This is a genomic window from Nonomuraea montanisoli (assembly GCF_013363975.1).
GTDB classification, from domain to species: Bacteria; Actinomycetota; Actinomycetes; order Streptosporangiales; family Streptosporangiaceae; genus Nonomuraea; species Nonomuraea montanisoli.
Window position 1 is genome coordinate 592774 of sequence record NZ_JABWGN010000004.1, and the last position, 19050, is coordinate 611823.

14 protein-coding genes, 1 rRNA gene and 1 pseudogene are annotated in these 19050 nt (G+C 72.3%); 7 read left to right on the forward strand and 9 right to left on the reverse strand.

The annotated features are described in order from the left end of the window. Positions 1-81: 81 nt before the first annotated feature. Genes recN through HTZ77_RS12535 form a run of 4 tightly spaced genes read right to left on the reverse strand, consistent with a single transcriptional unit; the run spans position 82 to position 3745 of the window. On the reverse strand, positions 82-1833 hold the full coding sequence (gene recN / locus HTZ77_RS12520; protein WP_175589654.1) for a DNA repair protein RecN: 1752 nt from the start codon (positions 1831-1833) through the stop codon (positions 82-84). A gap of 30 nt (positions 1834-1863) precedes the next feature. Further along, positions 1864-2763, reverse strand: a complete 900-nt coding sequence (locus HTZ77_RS12525; protein ID WP_175589655.1) for an NAD kinase — start codon at positions 2761-2763, stop codon at positions 1864-1866. Then, the gene (locus HTZ77_RS12530; RefSeq protein WP_328808553.1) at positions 2760-3590 is read right to left on the reverse strand and encodes a TlyA family RNA methyltransferase; all 831 of its coding nucleotides are present in this window, start codon (positions 3588-3590) and stop codon (positions 2760-2762) included. Before HTZ77_RS12530 ends, HTZ77_RS12525 begins: the two co-directional genes overlap by 4 nt. Next, positions 3587-3745 carry a hypothetical protein gene (locus HTZ77_RS12535; protein ID WP_175589656.1) on the reverse strand — a complete coding sequence of 53 codons (159 nt, stop codon included), beginning with the start codon at positions 3743-3745 and terminating at the stop codon, positions 3587-3589. Before HTZ77_RS12535 ends, HTZ77_RS12530 begins: the two co-directional genes overlap by 4 nt. A gap of 145 nt (positions 3746-3890) precedes the next feature. Between HTZ77_RS12535 and HTZ77_RS12540 the strand changes: the two genes are divergently transcribed. Further along, complete coding sequence (locus HTZ77_RS12540) at positions 3891-4235, forward strand: SCP2 sterol-binding domain-containing protein (RefSeq protein WP_175589742.1); 345 nt, start codon at positions 3891-3893, stop codon at positions 4233-4235. A gap of 132 nt (positions 4236-4367) precedes the next feature. Here HTZ77_RS12540 and HTZ77_RS12545 read toward each other — a convergent pair whose 3' ends face one another. Both HTZ77_RS12545 and HTZ77_RS12550 read right to left on the reverse strand, forming a co-directional pair. Further along, complete coding sequence (locus HTZ77_RS12545; RefSeq protein ID WP_328808554.1) at positions 4368-5339, reverse strand: HAD-IIA family hydrolase; 972 nt, start codon at positions 5337-5339, stop codon at positions 4368-4370. A gap of 261 nt (positions 5340-5600) precedes the next feature. After that, a complete protein-coding gene (locus HTZ77_RS12550; RefSeq protein ID WP_175589658.1) occupies positions 5601-6023 on the reverse strand; it encodes a tetratricopeptide repeat protein in 423 nt (140 codons plus the stop codon). A 120-nt stretch (positions 6024-6143) separates the two neighbouring features. On the opposite strand from HTZ77_RS12550, the pseudogene HTZ77_RS48165 reads away from it, so the two are divergent. Both HTZ77_RS48165 and HTZ77_RS46050 read left to right on the forward strand, forming a co-directional pair. Beyond that, positions 6144-6326: pseudogene (locus HTZ77_RS48165) on the forward strand (DUF1015 family protein); the annotation flags it as partial. Between the two features lie 564 nt (positions 6327-6890). Continuing rightward, the gene (locus HTZ77_RS46050; protein WP_328808555.1) at positions 6891-8690 is read left to right on the forward strand and encodes a DUF1015 domain-containing protein; all 1800 of its coding nucleotides are present in this window, start codon (positions 6891-6893) and stop codon (positions 8688-8690) included. A gap of 255 nt (positions 8691-8945) precedes the next feature. Here HTZ77_RS46050 and HTZ77_RS12565 read toward each other — a convergent pair whose 3' ends face one another. Further along, positions 8946-9608 (reverse strand): single-stranded DNA-binding protein, encoded by a 663-nt coding sequence (locus tag HTZ77_RS12565; protein ID WP_175589659.1) that lies wholly within the window; start codon positions 9606-9608, stop codon positions 8946-8948. Positions 9609-9719: 111 nt separating this feature from the next. On the opposite strand from HTZ77_RS12565, the gene HTZ77_RS12570 reads away from it, so the two are divergent. Beyond that, a complete protein-coding gene (locus HTZ77_RS12570; protein WP_175589660.1) occupies positions 9720-10646 on the forward strand; it encodes an MBL fold metallo-hydrolase in 927 nt (308 codons plus the stop codon). Positions 10647-11013: 367 nt separating this feature from the next. Here the strand turns inward: HTZ77_RS12570 and HTZ77_RS12575 are convergent, their stop codons facing one another. Continuing rightward, complete coding sequence (locus tag HTZ77_RS12575; RefSeq protein ID WP_175589661.1) at positions 11014-12090, reverse strand: hypothetical protein; 1077 nt, start codon at positions 12088-12090, stop codon at positions 11014-11016. 1681 nt (positions 12091-13771) lie between these two features. On the opposite strand from HTZ77_RS12575, the gene HTZ77_RS12580 reads away from it, so the two are divergent. The 3 genes from HTZ77_RS12580 (at position 13772) to helR (ending at position 18367) form a co-directional block, all read left to right on the forward strand. After that, entirely contained in the window at positions 13772-14509 is a 738-nt protein-coding gene (locus HTZ77_RS12580; RefSeq protein ID WP_175589662.1) for an SAM-dependent methyltransferase, read from the forward strand. A 165-nt stretch (positions 14510-14674) separates the two neighbouring features. Further along, complete coding sequence (locus tag HTZ77_RS12585; protein ID WP_175589663.1) at positions 14675-15913, forward strand: glycosyltransferase; 1239 nt, start codon at positions 14675-14677, stop codon at positions 15911-15913. A 228-nt stretch (positions 15914-16141) separates the two neighbouring features. Then, a complete protein-coding gene (helR, locus tag HTZ77_RS12590) occupies positions 16142-18367 on the forward strand; it encodes an RNA polymerase recycling motor ATPase HelR (RefSeq protein ID WP_175589664.1) in 2226 nt (741 codons plus the stop codon). Positions 18368-18930: 563 nt separating this feature from the next. Here helR and rrf read toward each other — a convergent pair. Continuing rightward, a 5S ribosomal RNA gene (gene rrf, locus HTZ77_RS12595) occupies positions 18931-19047 on the reverse strand. Positions 19048-19050 lie beyond the last annotated feature (3 nt).

A 19050-nucleotide genomic window follows, 5' to 3' on the forward strand; every position in this document is an offset into this window, starting at 1 on the left:
GAGGGAAACACCTGAGCGGCCCATCATCACGGCGCGTGTCCGCTTTGTCACAACAGGTCATCGCGGGCCGGGTGCTCCAGGTCATCGCTCCGCGGCGGCCAGCCCCAGGAGCTCCTCGGCGTGCGCGCGGCCCAGCTCGGAGTCCTCCAGCCCGGCCAGCATGCGCGACAGCTCGCGCACCCGGCTCTCGTGGTCGAGGGTGACGACGCCGCTGCGCACGACGCTGCCGTCACTGGCCTTCTCCACCACCAGGTGCTGGTCGGCGAACGCCGCCACCTGCGGCAGGTGGGTGACCACGATCACCTGCGCGGTGCGCGCCAGCCGGGCCAGCCGGCGGCCGATCTCGACCGCGGCCTTGCCGCCCACCCCGGCGTCGACCTCGTCGAACACGAACGTCGGCACCGGGTCGGCGCCCGCGAACACCACCTCGATGGCCAGCATGACCCGGCTCAGCTCGCCGCCGGAGGCGCCCTTGGTGAGCGGCAGCGGCGGCGCGGCGGGGTGGGCGGCCATGCGCAGCTCGACCTCGTCGACGCCCTCCGGCCCGAACTCGGCGGCCCGCGTGAGCTGCACCACGACTCTGGCGTGCGGCATCGCGAGCGCGGCCAGCTCCTCGGTGACGGCCTGGCCGAAGCGCTCGGCCGCCGACTCGCGCACGCGGGTGAGCTCGGCGGCCAGCTCGGTCAGCCGGGCTGTCAGCTCCTCGTGCTCGCGCGTGAGCTCCTCGATGCGCTCGTCGTCGCCCTCCAGCTCGGTCAGGCGGGCGGCCGAGGTCCGCGCCCACTCCAGGACGCCCGCGACGTCCTCGCCGTACTTGCGGACCAGGCCGGACAGCAGCGCCCTGCGTTCCTGGACGACGGCCAGCCGGGCCGGGTCGGCCTCGATCGACTCGGCGTAGGCGGCCAGGTCGGTGGCCACGTCGGAGACGAGGTAGCCGGCCTCGGCCAGCCGGTCGGCCATGCCGGCCAGCTCGGCGTCGAAGTCGCGGACCGCCTCGATGGCCGCGCGGGCCTCGCCGAGCAGGGAGATCACGTCGTGCGCCCCGTCGACGGCCTCCATGGGGTCGCCGAGCAGCGCGGTGTGGGCGCCGGTCGCCGCCCCGCGCAGCGCGTCGGCGTGCGAGAGCCGCTCCTCCTCGCCGCGCAGCTCGACGTCCTCGCCCGGCTTGGGGTCGACCTTCTCGATCTCCTCCAGGCCGAACCTCAGCAGGTCGGCCTCCTGCGCCCGCTCACGGGCCCGGGTGGTCAGCTCGTCGAGCAGCGCCGCGGTCTGCTTGTGCCGTTTGTAGGCCTGCGTGTAGGCGCGCAGCGGCTTGACCAGGTCGTTGCCCGCGTAGCGGTCGAGCGCGGCGCGCTGGCGGGCGGGCTGCAGGAGCCGCTGCTGGTCCATCTGCCCGTGCACGGCGACCAGGTCGTCGGCCAGGTACGTCAGGGTGCCGACCGGCACGCCCCGCCCGCCCAGCCAGGCGCGCGAGCGCCCCTCGGCCGAGACCGTGCGGGAGATGATGAGCTCGCCGTCCTCGACGTCGCCGCCGATGTCCTCAACCTGCTGGGCGACCCGGCCCCCGGGCTCGATGACGAGCGTGCCCTCGACGCTGGCGCGCTCGGCCCCCGGCCGGATGCGCGACGGGTCGGCCCGGCCGCCGAACAGCAGGCCGAGCCCGGTGACGACCATCGTCTTGCCGGCTCCGGTCTCGCCGGTGACCACGTTGAAGCCCGGCGAAAGTTCGAGCACGGCCTCATCGATGACGCCGAGTCCCTGGATGCGGACCTCCTCGACCCTAGGTCGCACTGCCCACTCCCGTCGCTCCTGAATCCGAACACCAGTGCGCATGTGATCCTACGCGCCTCACAGCCCATTCACTCAGGGACGCACCCTTCCGCGCCAGCCCTGAACGGGTAGTTCGAACTTGGCGACCAGCCTGTCGGTGAAGGGCGCGCCGGTGCTCTCGACGCCGTGCAGCCGTGCCAGGCGCACGGGACGGGCGCCCCGGCGGACCTCCACGCGCGTGCCGGAGGGCAGGTCGAAGCGGCGGCGCCCGTCGCACCACAGAACCCCGCCGGGCGTGTCGGGCAGCGTCTCGACCGCCAGCGTGGACCGGGGCGAGACCACCAGCGGCCGGGCGAACAGCGCGTGGGCGCTGATCGGCACCATGAGCAGCGCCTCCACCTCCGGCCACACCACGGGACCGCCCGCCGAGAAGGCGTAGGCGGTGGAGCCCGTGGGGGTGGCGCAGATCACGCCGTCGCAGCCCCAGCGTGACAGCGGCCGGCCGTCGATCTCGGCCACGACCTCCAGCATGCGGTCGCGCTTCTCCACCGACATCTCGTTGAGCGCCCAGGTGTCGGCGATGATCTGGCCGTTCTGACGGGCGAGGACGTCGATCGTCATGCGTTCCTCGACGTCGTAGCGGCCCGCGACGACGCTGTCGACGGCGGCGGCGAGGTCGGCCACCTCGGCCTCGGCCAGGAACCCGACGTGTCCCAGGTTGACGCCCAGCAGCGGCGTGCCGGCGGGCCGGGCCAGCTCGGCCGAGCGCAGCAGCGTGCCGTCGCCGCCCAGCACGATCATGACCTCGGCGTCCTTGGTGGCCACCGGGTCGCCGGGCACCACGTCGGCGCCCGAGCAGCGGATCTCGTCGGCCTCCGTGTCGAGCACGCGGACCGTGATCCCGGCGTCGACCAGGCGGTCGATGACCAGGCGGGCGCTCTCGACGGCGGCCTCGCGTCCGGTGTGCACGGTGACCAGCACGGTACGGTTCATCGCGGCCCTTCCTCGACGGCGCGCTCGATCGCGGCCTCCAGGTCCTCCACCGGAGGCGCGCCCTCTCCCTTGCCCATCCACAGGAGGTACTCGACGTTGCCCGAGGGGCCCGGCAGAGGGCTGGCCGTCACGCCGCGTACCGTCAGCCCGAGCTCCAGCGCGCGGGCGGCCACCTCGCGCACGGCGCGGGCCCGCAGGGCGGGGTCGCGGACCACGCCACCGGCGCCGACCAGGTCCTTGCCCACCTCGAACTGCGGCTTGACCAGCATCACCAGGTCGGCCGCCGGCGCGGCCACGCCGGCCAGCGCGGGCAGCACGAGCCGCAGCGAGATGAACGAAAGGTCGCCCACCACCAGCGACGGCGGCTCGCCGACCAGGTCGGGGGTGAGGTCGCGCACGTTGACGCGCTCCATGACGGTGACCCGCTCGTCGGTGCGCAGCGACCAGGCGAGCTGGCCGTAGCCGACGTCGACGGCGAGCACGTGGGCGGCGCCGTTGCGCAGCAGCACGTCGGTGAATCCGCCGGTGGAGGCGCCCGCGTCGAGGCAGCGCCGCCCCTCGACGGTCAGCCGCCCCTCGCCGGTCGGCCCGCCGAACGCCTTGAGGGCGCCGAGCAGCTTGTGCGCGCCGCGCGAGACGTAGTCGGGGCCCTCGGCCGACTCGGCGACGACGATGGGCGAGGCGGTCTCGACCTGGGTGGCGGGCTTGGCCGCCCGCTGCCCGGCCACGCTGACCCGGCCCGCCTCGATGAGCTGCACGGCCTGCTCGCGCGATCTGGCCAGGCCGCGGCGCACCATCTCGCTGTCCAGGCGTATCCTGCGGCTCACTGGTCGTCCACGGCCGCGAGCGTGGCCTCGAGCCCGGCGAACGCCTCGTCGAACACCGCGACGTGCTCGCTCACCGGCAGGCCGGCCAGCCGGCCGAGCTCCGCGACGACCGCGTCGACCCGCTCGTCCCCGGTCTCCTCTGGCAGCGCACTCATGAGACGACGTTAACGCCTCCCGCGAGCGCCCAGGCACCATCGCGGGTGTGTCACACGTTGACCGGGCATACGGCACGCCACCGATGTGGAACGCTACGTCGGTGAAGGTCAGGCGTCCGTAAAGGTGAGCGAAAGGGTGGACACCATGGCAAGCGTCGAGGAGTGCCGGGCGGCACTGGTCAAGCTCGTCGCCCAGTTCGACGAGATCGACGCGGAGGACCGCGCGCGGCACGTGGTGGAGCGCACGGTGAGCTGCCGCGTGTCCGACCTCGGCGTGACCTTCTACGGGCGGCTGCACCACGACGGGCTCGATCCGTTCGTCGAGGAGCCGCCCGCGGACGGCCGGACCGACGTGCGGCTCACGATCGGCAGCGACGACCTGGTGGCGCTGGTGGAGGGGGAGTTGGACATGGCGCGGGCGTTGCTGGGCGGCCGGGTGAAGATCGACGCCAGCTTCGGCGACCTGCTGCGCCTGCGGAGGCTCCTCTGAGGTACGGCGAGCTCGCCCGCGTCGCCTGTGCGCGCCTTTTCCGGGCTCTGACCTCGTGGGCGCTTCTCCGTGCACTGATGTGACGCCGTGGGGAGGCTGTGGAGGGCGGCAGTACTCGGCGGCTGGTGCCGTTCACCCCAGGCGGTCGAGGGCGTGCTTGACCGCGTCCTCCTCGGCCCGCCCCTCCCCCACGGCCGTCCAGACGGCGTCGCAGGCGGCCCGCAGGCCGTCGATCGGGCTGCCGTCGCCCTCCAGCCGCAGCGCGCCGTCCTGCCAGCGGGCCCGCCAGCCTCCGCAGACGCCGTCCCGCACCTCCGGGTACGGTCGCGACAGCGCGCCGAGCCCCTCGGCGACGTACGTGGGACGGTGCTCCGGCCCGGCCGTGAGCAGGTCGAGCGGCGTCGCCACACCGGTGAGCACGAGCAGGCTGTCGACGCCCGCGTTGGTGGCGCCCTCGATGTCGGTGTCGAGCCGGTCGCCCACCACCAGGGGCCGCTCGGCCCCGGTACGGATCATGGACTCGCGGTGCAGCGGCGGGTCGGGCTTGCCGGCGTACACCGGCTCCACCCCCGTGGCGGCGGCGATCACCCGGACCATCGCGCCGTTGCCGGGCTGCTCGCCGCGGCCGGTCGGCATGGTGGTGTCGCCGTTGGACGCCACGAACAGCGCGCCCTGCCGCACGGCCAGGGCGCCCTCGGACAGCAGCCCGTACGACAGGCCGGGGGCGATGCCCTGCACGACGGCGGCGGGCGCGTCCATCGCGGTGGTCACCGGCCTGAGCCCCCGGTCCCGTACGGCCATGCGGAGCCCGGAGCCGCCGACGACCAGCACGTTCGAGCCGGCGGGCACCCGCTCGGACACCAGCCGCGCGGCGGCCTGCGCCGAGGTCACCACGTCGCCCGCGACGGCGGGCACGCCCAGCTCGCGCAGGTGGGCGGCGATGGCGGCGGGAGTGCGTGAGGCGTTGTTGGTCACGTACGCGAGCCGGACGCCCCTGGCTCCCGCCTCCGCCAGCGCCTCGGGGGCGCCGGGAACGGCGTGGCTGCCGAGGTAGACCACGCCGTCGAGGTCGAGCAGCAGGGTGTCGTAGCCGTCGATCAGCACGGGTCGCCTTTCGGTCGCGGTGGGGCCGCCGAGCGCGGGTGGCCGCACGCCGGGGCCGTCACCGAGACAATAGCGCCGCCGTCCCCGCCCCTCGCGAGGCGTCCTGCCCGGGGACGCGCGGATGCGCGACGCCATGACCACCCGCCCGGGCCGCCGCGGGGGGCGCTCACGCGCGCCTCCCCGTACGGCGACGCTCTTCCCGCTTCCTTCCCGCTTCGCGCGGCCGTGAGGGGAGGAGACGCGCCCCGAAGTCCTCGCCCGTCACATCTCCCGCCGGGCGCGCAGCGTCGCCCGAACGCTCTTCAACGCCGACACGTAGTGCCGCTCGTCGGGACGCATCGCCACGGCGATGGCCAGCGGCTCTTGAGCGCCCTCGATGTCACCGGTGCGCCACAGTGACAACCCGAGCCCGAAATGGGCGTAATCCTCAGCCGGGTTGGCGTCCACGATCTGCCGGAAACTCTCCGCCGCCTCCGCGTACTGCCGCGAGTTGAACTGCGCCCGCGCCAACGCCTCCAGAATGCTGCGCGACTCGGGCTCGGCCAGCGCCGCCCGCTCCAGCAGCGCGGCCGCCGCGGCCGGACTGCCGTCCTTGAGAAGTTTCACCCCACGCTGGTACCAGTCGTAAACGTCACCTTCGGGGGCGCCGGGGGAATCATCATGGACGTTTCTTCCTTGGACCATTGCGTGAGGCCTCCTACATCGGCAGACGACGGCTCCGCTCGGCTCGCCACGGAGTCGGACGCGGCGGGGGTGCTGGGGCGGCTTCTGGAAGACTCGGATGTTTATGGGAGCATGCCCGATATGGGGAGTCCTGAACTGCCGGTGCCCGACGGGCTGGTGCTGCGCCCCTTCCACGGTGTCCGTTTCGCCGTCGACGATCCCGCGAAGGTCACTTCCCCGCCGTATGACCTGATCTCGGACGACGACGTCCGGGCATTGCTGCACTCTCATCCAAACAACGTGGTACGCCTCATCCTTCCCCGCCCCACCACACCGCCTGTACGTACGGGGACCTCGTCGGGCGCTTCCGAGGCCGTCTCGGCGCACAGCGGCTCGGCGAGTGCTCCCGGCCCCCGGGAAGTCGCTGACGAGGCGCAGAGTCATCCGTACGCACCCTCCGGCGCCGCCCGGCGCGACCTGAGCGCCCCGGAGACGGAAGACCCGAGTGTCCCGCAGGCGCCGATGCCGGGGCGGGGCGCAGATGGAGCAGATAGGCCGGAGACGCCGAACGCGAACGGCCCACAGGCGCGGGACGCAGATGAACCGGAGACGCCGAACACGAACGTCCCGCAGGGGCTGGGCGCAGATGGAGCAGATAGGCCGGAGACGCCGAACGCGAACGGCCCACAGGCGCGGGACGCAGATGAACCGGAGACGCCGAACACGAACGTCCCGCAGGGGCTGGGCGGAGGTAGGCCGGAGACGCCGAACGCCGACAACTCACAGGCGGACGACTCACAGGCGGACGGCGCACATAGAGAAGGCGCACACAGATCTGAGGGACAGGGCTCGGGCAGCCTGGCCGGGAGAGACGCGACGAGCAGCACTGTGACGCGAGACGCGGACAGCCCGGGCGAGGGCGGCTTCGCGCAGCAGGTGTCCGGGATCGACGGAACACGCTACGCGGAGGCCCGTGACACCCTGCGCGCCTGGCTCGACGCGGGCATCCTGGTGGCGGACGATCTTCCGGCGTTGTACGTGTACGAGCAGAGCGGCCCCACGGTCCTGCAGCGCGGCCTCATCGGTGACGTGGGCATCGCCGACCCGACCCAGGGCATCATCCTGCCCCACGAGCACGTCTTCCCCGGCCCGGTGGCGGACCGGCTCGCTCTCATGAGCACCACCCAGGCGAACCTCGAACCCATCTTCCTCCTGTACGACGGGGACAGCGGGCAGGCGACCCGTCTCGTGGACGAGGTGGCCGCCACACGTGAGCCTCTGGTCGTGGCCAGGACCGAGGACGGCCTGACCCACCGCCTGTGGGCGATCACCGACAAGGCGGAGATCGCCGCGATCAACGCCGATCTGCGCCCTCGCCAAGCCCTCATCGCGGACGGCCACCACCGGTACGCCACCTACCGGGTCCTGCAACGCCAGGAGCACACGGCCCGCGCCCAGACGGCCGCCCCGGCAACCGCGTCGACAACGCCAGCGTCCGCCGAGGAGCCGCCGCCGGGGACGCACCGAAGCCGTCCAGACGGCCGCGCATCGGATGCCCACGACGTTCATGTGCCGAGCGTCTCGCCAGAGGTGCCGGAGCTTCTTCAGGCAGCAGGGAACGAGCGCGCCACGAAGACTCGCGACGCCTCAGCGGCCGGAACCGAATCGAAGACTCGCGACGCCTCAGCGGGCGAAGGCGAACCGAATACCTCCAAAGCATCAGCAGGCGAAGCTGGATCGAACACCCCTAAGGCATCGACAGTCGAAGGAGGATCGGAGACCCCTAACGCATCGGCAGGCAAAAGCGCCCAGGAGACCCGTAACGCTTCACCGGGCGGATCTGCCCTGCAGACCCCCAACGCTTCACCGGGCGGACCTGCCCTGCAGACCCCCGACGCTTCACCGGGCGGACCTGCCCTGCAGACCCCTGGCCCTTCAACAGGCGAAGCTGCCCGCCGCAAAGCATCAACAGGCGAAATCGCCCCGGACAGCCCAATCGCACCAACAAGCGAAACCGCCTCGGAGACCCGTAAGGCTTCACCGGGCGACGGCGACGGCAGCGACGATCGTGCCGACGTCCAGGGCGCTCCAGCCCAGGTGGAGAAGCGACAGCGACCGTCCGGCCCCTGGGACTTCGGTCTGGCGTTGCTGGTCGATGCCACGGCCTATCCGCCTGACCTCAAGGCCATCCATCGGGTGATCCCGGCGCTGCCCTTGGCCGAGGCCGTCTCCAAGGCGAGAGGCTCGTGGCGGGTCCACGAGTATCCCGATCTCGCTGTGGGCCTGGCCGCGCTGGACGCAGCCCCCGGTCTCGCGTTCCTGGTGGCCGATGAAGGCGGGGCCCATCTGCTGACCGATCCCGACCCGATGCAGCTGGCCCGCGCCATGCCCGCCGACCGCTCGGACCGGTGGAACGCACTGAACACCTCCATCCTGACGGAGTTCCTGATGCCGAAGGTGTGGGGTGTACGGGACGAGGAGCAGACGGTACGGATCGTCCACCACGACGCCCGTGCCGCGGTGGAGCAGGCCGCGCAGGCGGGAGGAACAGCGGTGATCCTCAAGCCGCTCCTGGTCGCCGACGTGCTCGCGGTCGCCGCGTCCGGCGAACGTGTGCCCCGCAAATCCACCTCCTTCGGCCCCAAGCCCCGAACCGGCCTGGTCCTCCGCACCTTCGCCACCGGCTGAGCCACGCCGCCTCCCCGCCTCCCCGCCAACCCGCCAACCCGCCAACCAGCGAGAATCACCTGCGCAAACTGGGCTCCTGCGGAGTCGGCATGCGTGAGCTACACCTGCGCTCCTGCATGCGTTCCCCTCCAAGCCTTCTCCTCCTGCTTCTCACTCCCTGCTTCCTCCTCTCGCTCCCACCGCCGTTCGCACTTCTCCCCTTGCGCGAGGTTGCGTCTGCTCGAAATGCCCCCTGCGGCGGCAGTGAGCACTACCTCAGCGGCTGCTGCGCGAAAGTGCGCCTCTCCCCGCGGATCTACAGGTGTCGAGCACGGCCTGGAGGCGGCTTGGTGCGGAGGACACGTGCGAGGAAGCGTCGGAATCGTCCCTCAGGGGCGCCTCATGAGACTTCTCGTCCATCAGCAACTCCGTCTCGGCGCGAGGTGGCGCGTCTGTCTCGGAAGCCACCTCCCCGCGCGAATCCAGAGAAAGGGAAGCAGCAGGATCACGGCGGTCCTGCCCCACAGCAGCCTCACCTCCAGGCGGGGCGGCGGGAGAAGGCTTGGACGTGCGCGCCCCTCTGGTCGTGCGTCGTCTCGCTCCGGGAGGCGGTGGCGCCGGATCGACGCCCACCGGTTCGACGTGGAAGACCTCGACCTCGTACCGCCAGATCTTCCCCGACGACGGGCCGTAGATGCGGCACCGGAACGCGCCCCTCACCTCCAGCGGATCGTCCGGCCCCACATCGCGCACGACGGCCGCGACCTCGGGGGCGAAGGTGATGCACGGGATGCTGTCCGTCATCACACCGCCCTTCGGGTGCGGGCGGTCCCTGCGCACGGCCAGGCGCCACCTCGTCAAGGTGTCACCGCTGGGCAGCCGCTTGTCCTCGGCTGCCACGGACACCCTCCCTGCCAGCACGACCTCGTTGCGGTCCACTGTCGTCCTCCCATCCGATGCTCCGGCGGGGATCACTCTCTACGATGTGGACATGGCTGGAACGGCTCGAATGCCGTTCTGGGGATAGCGGATCGCTGCACGGGAGTGCCTGTGGACAACATCACCGCCCTCGGCGGCGACGTCTATGAGATCGACACGAAGATGGCCGGTTATTCGGGCATCACGGCCGGCTACCTGATCCTGTCCGATCGGCCCTGCCTGGTGGAGACCGGGACGTCGACCTCCGCGCCCGTGGTGCGGGACGCCCTGGCCTCGCTCGGGGTGGGCCCCGACGATCTGGCGAGCGTGGTGGTCACGCACATCCACCTCGACCATGCGGGCGGAGTCGGCGACATCGCGAAGTTCTTCCCCTCCGCGCAGATCGTCGTGCACGAGAAGGGCGCGAGGCATCTGGCCGACCCGTCGCGTCTCATGGCCAGCGCCCGGATGGTGTGGGGCGACAAGCTCGACACGCTGTTCGGCGAGCTTTCCCCGACCGAGGCGGAACGCATCGTCGCGCTCGGCGACACAGGCGCCGTCGACCTGGGCAACGGCCGCACCCTCAGCAGCCACTACTCGCCCGGCCACGCCAAGCACCACGTCGGCCTCGTCGACTCCGGCACCGGCGACCTCTACGTCGGCGACGCCGCCGGCGTGTACCTCCCCGAGACCGGCGACCTGCGCCCCGCCACGCCGCCGCCGGACTTCGACCTGGAGACGGCGCTCAACTCGATCGCCCTGTTCAAGGCGCTCGGTCCGCAACGGCTGCTGTTCAGCCACTACGGACCGGTCGACGCCGTTCAGGACACTCTCGAACGTTCCGCGGAGGAGCTGCGCATCTGGGTGGACCTGACCCGGCAGGCGCACGCGGAGGGCATGGACCTGGACCACGCCGTCGCCATGGTGCGCGACCGGACGAAGGAGCGCTACGCGGCGCTGGAGATGGAGGGCGAGGCGGCCGAGCATTTCGAGTTGCTGAGCGGGGCGCCGTCCAATGTCGCGGGCATCCTGCACTGGCTCAACCGCGTCAATCCCTGACGGCAGAAGGAGGACTTCCGGCCGCCTCAGCCCGTCTGAGCCCGCCCGGCAGGACCGCTCAGCACTGAGCGTGTCGAGGAGCCCGGCCCCGCGGAGCGGCGGCGCCGGGCAGCAGCGGTGGCGGCAGCTCGGGCGGCGCCGGCGGCCACACAGCCGGGCGCCCGAGCAGCCGAGCAGCCGAGCGCTCCAGCGGCCGGGGCGCCCTAACCAAGCTGCCCGGCGTCGAGAGCCGGCTCACCTCCGTCGAGCGACTCGGCTTGTGAGCGTGCGGCACCGTACGTAGCGGCCGGAAAACGCGAAAGTACGGCGGGCGCCCCGTGTGGGGTGCCCGCCGTACCGTCTTCTTACGCGTCTGAACGCCGAGGCGTCAGTTGTCCCGCTTGGGCTTGTCCTCGGTGGACGCGTCGAGGATGTCGCCGAAGTCGGGCTCGATGAACGCCAGGTTGATGTCCGGCGCCGCCTGGACATCGTTCTGCTCGCCGGCGCCGGCGCCGGCGCCGGCCGGGGACGCGGCCGCGGCGGAATCGGCGGACTCAGCCGACTCAACGGACTCGGCAGCCTCGGCGGTCGCCGGAGCGGGCGCGGCCTGCGGGGCCTCGTCCGACACCGGCTGCTCCTCGGCCTCGCCGTCCTCAGCCAGGTCCTCGGCGTCCTCCTCCGAGTCCTCGACATCCTCCGCGTCCTCGACATCGTCGGAGTCCACGGAATCCTCCGCGTCCTCCGAGTCCTCGGCCTCGACCGCGAGGGCGCCGCCGACGATGTCGTCGTCGAACGGCACGTCGAGGTCGTCGCCGTCCTCGTAGTCCTCTTCGAGGTCGTCGATGACGGCCCCGGTCAGCATGGCGTACCGTTCGGCGGCGTCGGTCTCGCCGTCGCCGTCGAACGCCATCGCCCGGGCGAACCAGTCGGTCGCCGCCTCCTGGTGTCCGGCGGCGAGCAGCGCGTCGGCGTACGCGAACGCGAGCCGCGCCGACCACGGCTTCACATCCTGCTCACGCAGCTCCGGAAGCCGCTGGAGCGTGATGACGGCGGCGTCGTTCTGGCCGAGGTCGCGCCGGGCGCCCGACTCGACGATGGCCAGCTCGATGCGCTCGGGCCGGTCGAGGCGCTCGGCCTCGGGAGAGCGGACGAGGTCGAGGGCGCGCTCGGGGCGGCCGAGGCCGCGCTCGCAGTCGGCCATCACCGGCAGGTACGCGTCGGAGCCCGTCATCCTCCGGGCGGCGCGCAGGTCGCTGAGCGCCTCGGAGTAGTGGCCGGCGCGGTAGGCGACGATGCCCGCCGCCTCCCGGACCACGCCGATGCGGGCGGCGAAGCGGCGCGCCACCTTGGTGTGCTCGTGCGCCCGGTCGGGGTCGTCCTCCTCCAGGGCCCGCTCGGCGGCGACGAGGTGCCTGCCCACCAGCTCGGCCAGGTCGCCGGGAAGGGAGCGCAGCTCCTCACGCACCTCCTTGTCGAGCTCGTCGGCGGTGACGTCCGGGGCGATCTCGGGCAGCCGCTCGCGCTGAGGGGCGTCCTCGCGGTCCGCCCTGCCGTACCTGGCGCGGCTGCCGCCGCCCGGACGGTCGTCGCGGTTGCCCCCGCCTTCGCCGTCACGGTCGCGGGAGAACGGACGGGCGCCGCCGTCGCGGTAGCCGCCGTCACGGCGCGGGCCACGGTCATCACGGAACCCGCCCTCACGGCGCGGACCCCGATCACCCTGGAACCCGCCCTCACGGCGCGGGCCACGGTCACCGTAGCCACCCTCACGACGCGGACCGCGATCGTCACGGTCGCGGAACGGGCGACGGTCGTCATCGCGGCGCGGGCCACGGTCGCCGTAGCCGCCCTCACGACGCGGACCACGGTCGTCACGGTCGCGGAACGGGCGACGGTCGTCGTCGCGGCGCGGGCCACGGTCGCCGTAGCCGCCCTCACGACGCGGACCACGGTCGTCACGGTCGCGGAACGGCCGGCGGTCGTCATCGCGGCGCGGGCCACGATCGTCACGGAACCCGCCCTCACGGCGCGGACCCCGATCACCCTGGAACCCACCCTCGCGACGCGGACCACGGTCACCCTGGAACCCGCCCTCACGACGGGGACCCCGATCACCCTGGAACCCGCCCTCACGACGCGGACCCCGATCGTCCCTGTCACGGAACGGCCGCCGGTCGTCATCACGGCGCGGGCCACGATCGTCACGGAACCCGCCCTCACGGCGCGGACCCCGATCACCCTGGAACCCACCCTCACGGCGCGGACCACGGTCACCCTGGAACCCGCCCTCACGACGCGGCCCGCGATCGTCGCGGTCGCGGAACGGGCGACGGTCGTCGTCGCGACGCGGGCCGCGGTCGCCGTAGCCGCCCTCACGACGGGGACCACGGTCGTCACGGTCACGGTACGAACGACGGTCATCGCCGTACCCGCCCTCGCGGCGCGGACCCCGATCACCCTGGAACCCGCCCTCACGACGCGGCCCGCGATCGTCCCTGTCACGGAACGGCCGCCGGTCGTCATCACGGCGCGGGCCACGATCGTCACGGAACCCGCCCTCACGGCGCGGACCCCGATCACCCTGGAACCCGCCCTCGCGGCGAGGGCCCCGGTCGTCACGGAAGCCGCCCTCGCGGCGCCGGCCGCGGTCGTCGAAGTCGTCGCGGCTGCGGTACACGGGCCGGTCGCCCTGGCCGCGGTCCTGGGAGGAGCGGCGGTCGTCGCCTTCGCGGCGCGGCCCCCGGTCGTCGCGGCCGCCGGAGCGCTCGTCGGAACCGGAGCGCTGGTCAGAGCGGTACGGGCGGTCGCCTCGCGAGGCTCCCTGGCCACTGCCCCGGGAGCCGTATCCGCCGCCTCTGCTGCTACCGTACGTACGCCTCTCCCCGTATTCGCCGCCCCCGCGCTGTCCGCCGTCGGGTCCGTTGTCTCTGTTCACTTCTGGTCCATTTCGTTGGCTCACTCAGCGGACCCGCATCGCACATGGCGGCCGCCGTGGCTCGCCGCCGCCCGTCCTCGGGGCCTTACGCGACGAAGGCCACCCGTGGGGGTGGCCCGCTCGCTCCAGCCTAGCAAGCCGCCGAACGTTCACGTGACTCAGCGACGGGTCAATCCGGTCGCCCACTATGCCGTTTTCGTGAAGACTGCCAGCCATGTCACTTCGCTTCCACGAGATCGCCGAGTCGCGGCACCGCATCCTCAACCCCCTCAGCCCCGACAAGCTCAACCTTCTCGGCGAGATATGCCGCATCAGTCACGGCACGCGGCAGCTCGATCTCGCCTGCGGCAAGGGGGAGATGCTCAGCCGCTGGGCCTCCCGCTACGGGCTGCACGGGGTGGGCGTGGACGTCAGCTCGGTGTTCCTGGAGGCCGCCAGGACGCGCGCCGCCGAGCTCGGGGTCGGTGACCAGGTGCGGTTCGTCGAGGCCGACGCCGGCACGTACACGGACGAGCCGGAGTCGTACGACATCGTGTCCTGCGTCGGCGCGACGTGGATCGGCGGCGGGCTGCAGGGCACCCTGGAGCTCATGCGTCGCCCGCTGCGGCCGGGCGGGATCGTGCTGGTGGGTGAGTGCTTCTGGCAGTCGCCGCCGCCCGCCGAGGCGTGCGAGGCGCTGGAGATCCCCGAGGACGCCTTCACGTCGCTGGCCGGCACGGCGGAGCGGCTGGAGGCGTCGGGTTTCGAGCTGGTGGAGATGGTGCTGTCCGACCCGGACAGCTGGGACCGGTACGTGGCCAGCCAGTGGTGGACGCTGAGCGACTGGCTGCGGGCCAACCCGGACGACCCGGACACTCCTGCCGTCCGCGACTTCCTCGACAAGTCACGACGGACGCACCTGGAGTACGGCCGGCAGTACCTGGGATGGGGCGTCTTCGTGGCCCGACAGTAGGGGCCCGACAGTAAGGGGATCGCGGGAAAGGGGAAGCATCCACTCCTTTCCACTTTCAACGTATAGCGCAACGGGGGGCTTGCGGCAAGACCCCCGTCATACCCCAGAATCGTCCGCCGAGGCCAGATTGTGTGGCCACAACCTGCGGAAATGGGGGGATGCGACGTGCGGGTGCTGTTGTCGACGTACGGGTCGCGAGGGGACGTCGAACCGGTGGCGGGACTCGCGGTGCGGTTGCGTGAGCTCGGCGCGGAGGTGCGGGTGTGCGCGCCGCCGGACGAGGAGTTCGCGCGGCGGCTCGCCGGCGTGGGCGTGCCGATGGTGCCGGTCGGCCGGTCGGCGCGCGCGCTGACGACCTCCGCCCCGTCGGCGCCCGCGGGCCTGCCCCAGCGCGCGGCCGAGGTGATCGCCGGCCAGCTGGACGCGGTCACGGCGGCGGCCGAGGGGTGCGACGCGATGGTGGTGACCGGCATGATGCCGGCCGCCGCCGGCGCCCGGTCGGTGGCCGAGAAGCTGGGCATCCCGTCCGTGTCCGTCACCTTCCAGCAGCTCACGCTGCCGTCGCCGCACCACCGTCCGCTGGCGTATCCGGGCCGGCCGCTCCCGCCGGAGGTGACGGACAGCAGGGTGCTGTGGGACCTGGACGCCCAGAGCATCAACGCGCTGTTCGGTGAGGCGCTGAACACCAACCGGGCCTCGATCGGCCTGCCGCCGGTGGACAACGTCCGCGACTACGTCATCGGCGACCGGCCGTGGCTGGCGACGGACCCCACCCTGGACCCGTGGCTCGGGTCGCCGGATCTCGACGTCGTACAGACCGGCCCGTGGATCCTGCCGGACGAGCGCCCGCTCCCGGCGGAGTTGACGGCGTTCCTGGAGGCCGGCGCGCCACCGGTGTACGTGGGGTTCGGCAGCATGCCCATGCGCGAGTCGACGGACGTCGCCCAGGTCGCCGTCGAGGCGATCCGCGCGCAGGGCCGCCGCGCGGTCATGGCCCGCGGCTGGGCCGGCCTGTCCCTGGACGGCGACCGGGACGACTGCTTCGTCGTCGGCGAGGTCAACCAGCAGGAGCTGTTCGGCCGGGTGGCCGCCGTCGTGCATCACGGCGGCGCGGGCACGACGACGACGGCCGCGCGGGCCGGCACGCCTCAGGTGGTGGTGCCCCAGCTCGCGGACCAGCCGTACTGGGCCGGCCGGGTGGCCGAGCTGGGCATCGGCGCGGCGCACGACGGCCCGGTGCCGACCTTCGCGTCCCTGTCGGCCGCCCTCGCAACCGCCCTGGCCCCCGAGACCCGCGCACGGGCGGCCGCCGTGGCCGGCGCGATCCGCACCGACGGAACGACGGTCGCCGCGAGGCTGCTGCTGGACGCGGTCAGCCGGGAGAGACCGCCCGCCTCCGCCTGAACGGCGCGTGCAGCCCTGAACGCGCCGCTTCCGTCGAACCAGACCCATAAGTAAGAACGTGCACATCTCGGCGACCTGAACCCGCGAAAGCCACAGGGCCCGGCCCGGCGAAGCACCGCCCGCTCCCCTGTCGGCCACCCCGGTCCAGCCGCCTCACCGCGCGCCCCGCGTGACCCACGCGACGCGCGAAACGGTCGCGAGCGACCTCAGATCGGAGCTGAATCCCACGTGAACCCGCTGACCACCAGCGCGTTTGACCTTCCCGACCACCTCGCCGCCAAGGCCGACCCGGCGCTGATCGCCGGCGACGAGCAGCACTTCGCGGCCATCGCGCAGAGCCTCGACCAGGCGATCGCCGACCTGTCCGACCGCCTCGACGCCGCCCGCATGGCGCCCGGCGGCAAGGGGCAGGCGGCGCTGGACCGCGACCTGGAGATCCACCGGCTGGCCGCCCGCCTGCGCACACTCCGCCGTTACGGCCTGGACCTGTGTCTCGGGCACATGGTGAGCGCGGACGACGACCAGCCCGCGTACATCGGACGACTCGGCCTCACGGACAGCGAGGGCCGCCGGTTGCTGCTCGACTGGCGCTCCCCCGCGGCCGAGCCGTTCTTCGGCGCCACGCACGCCAACCCGATGGGCCTGGCCAGCCGCCGCAGGTACCGCTGGACCCGCGGCCGGGTCAGCGACTACTGGGACGAGGTGTTCACCTCGGAGGGGCTGGTCGGGCACGCCGCCCTCGACGACCAGTCCGCCTTCATCGCCAGCCTGGGCAGCAGCCGGTCGCCGCGCATGCGCGACGTCCTCGGCACCATCCAGGCCGACCAGGACGCCATCATCCGCGCGGGGTCCGCCGGCGCCCTCGTCGTGGACGGCGGTCCGGGCACGGGCAAGACCGTCGTCGCCCTGCACCGCTCCGCCTACCTCCTCTACTCCGACCCCCGTCTCGGTCACCGGCGGGGCGACGTGCTGTTCGTCGGCCCGCACCAGCCCTACCTGGCCTACGTCGCCGACGTCCTCCCCAGCCTCGGCGAGGAGGGCGTGCAGACCTGCACCCTGCGGGACCTCGTGACCGAGGGAGCCGCGGCGGCGACCGAGACCGACCCGGACGTGGCCCGGCTGAAGGCGTCCGCGGACCTGGTGAAGGCGATCGAGCCGGCCGTCAGGTTCTACGAGAACCTGCCGACCAAGGGGATGACGGTCACGACCCACTGGTCCGACGTCTGGCTGAGTCCCGACGACTGGGCCGAGGCGTTCGACGCGGCGGAGCCCGGCATTCCGCACAACGACGCGCGCGACCTGATCTGGGAGGAGCTGCTCAGGATCCTGGCGGACAAGCACAGGCGATTGAGGCGAGCGGGGGGAGAGCTTGCTCGCACTCCCGAGCCGATTGAGCCTGTTGACCGCAGGGAACACGACGACGAGGACGTCGCGCCCGACTTGCTCCGCAGGTCGCTGATGCGGGACAGGGAGCTGCTGACGGCCTTCAACCGCGCGTGGCCGCTGATCGAAGCGGCCGACCTCGTCGGAGACCTGTGGACCGTACCCGCCTACCTGCGCAAGTGCGCCCCCTGGCTCAGCCTCGACGAGGTACGGAAGCTGCAGCGCGAGGAGGCGCAGGCGTGGACGGTGTCCGACCTGCCGCTCTTGGACGCGGCGCGGCAGCGCCTCGGCGACCCGGAGACGTCACGGCGCAAGCGACGGCGGGAAGCCGCCCTGGCCGCCCAGCGCGAACGCATGGCCCAGGTCGTCGAGAACCTGATCGAGGCCGATGACGACGGCGAGGGCCTGGTGACGCAGCTACGCCGGGCGGACCTGCAGCGCAACCTGGTCGACGAGTCCGAGCTGCCCACCTTCGACGTGGACCGGCTCGCCGGCCCGTTCGCGCACGTCGTCGTGGACGAGGCTCAGGAGCTGACCGACGCGGAGTGGCAGATGCTGCTGCTGCGGTGCCCGTCCCGGAGCTTCACCATCGTCGGGGACCGCGCCCAGGCCAGGCACGGGTTCACGGAGTCGTGGCAGGAACGGCTGGAGCGGGTCGGGCTCGACCGGATCACCCTGGCGTCCCTGACCGTCAACTATCGGACGCCGGAAGAGGTCATGGCGGAGGCGGAGCCCGTGATCCGGGCCGCGCTCCCGGACGCCAACGTCCCGACCTCGATCCGCAGCAGCGGCGTCCCGGTCGTCCACGGACCGGTCTCGGATCTGGGCTCGATCCTCGACACCTGGCTCGCCGCGCACGCCGACGGGACCGCCTGCGTCATCGGCGATCCCACATTCCAGGAGACGTCCCGCGTACGGTCGCTGACGCCGGAGCTGTCGAAGGGGCTCGAGTTCGACCTGGTGGTCCTCGTCGATCCCGAGGGGTTCGGGGAGGGCATCGAGGGAGCGGTGGACCGCTACGTCGCGATGACCAGGGCGACCCAGCGGCTCGTCATCCTCACGAGCTCCTGACGCCCTGCGGGATGGGGGAGCGGTGTCAGGTCAGGCCGCCGGACCTGCGTGGACGGGTCTCACGTCCACGTGAGAAGGCGGGCTGCCGGTACCACTCCCTCGCTCAACCGTGTCGCGGCGCGGGCGCATCGACGGCCGGGCATCGCCGTCGGTCGGCTTCGCGCAACGCGACGGTCCTCACACCGTGCGGGGCTACATTCGCGACATACACCGTGCCGGGCTACATCCGCGGCATCGATCGTCGGATGCGCGACTCTGGGCACACAGGCCCCTCCACAGCACTGGCCGGTGACTCCGTCGGGTCGCACGCCTGCTTGTCGTCGGTGCGGTGAGGGAGAAGGCCAGGTGTCCTGTCAGGTCGCGGGCTTTTCTCGGAGGCCGGCTTCGCTACGCCAGTACGTGGAGGCGAAGGTACGGGTGAGGTCTTCCTGAGACCAGTGAGCGAGATGGGGACCGGCGCCATACGCGCCCCAGGCATGCGGGAACTGACCCCGGGCATGCGAAAAGGGGCCCACACGAACCCGGCATCAGCCAGGCCCGCATGAACCCCTTCTCAAAAGATTGTCCGGCGGTGACCTACTCTCCCACACCCTCCCGAGTGCAGTACCATCGGCGCTGGGAAGCTTAACTTCCGGGTTCGGAATGTAACCGGGTGTTTCCTTCCCGCCATAACCGCCGTAACC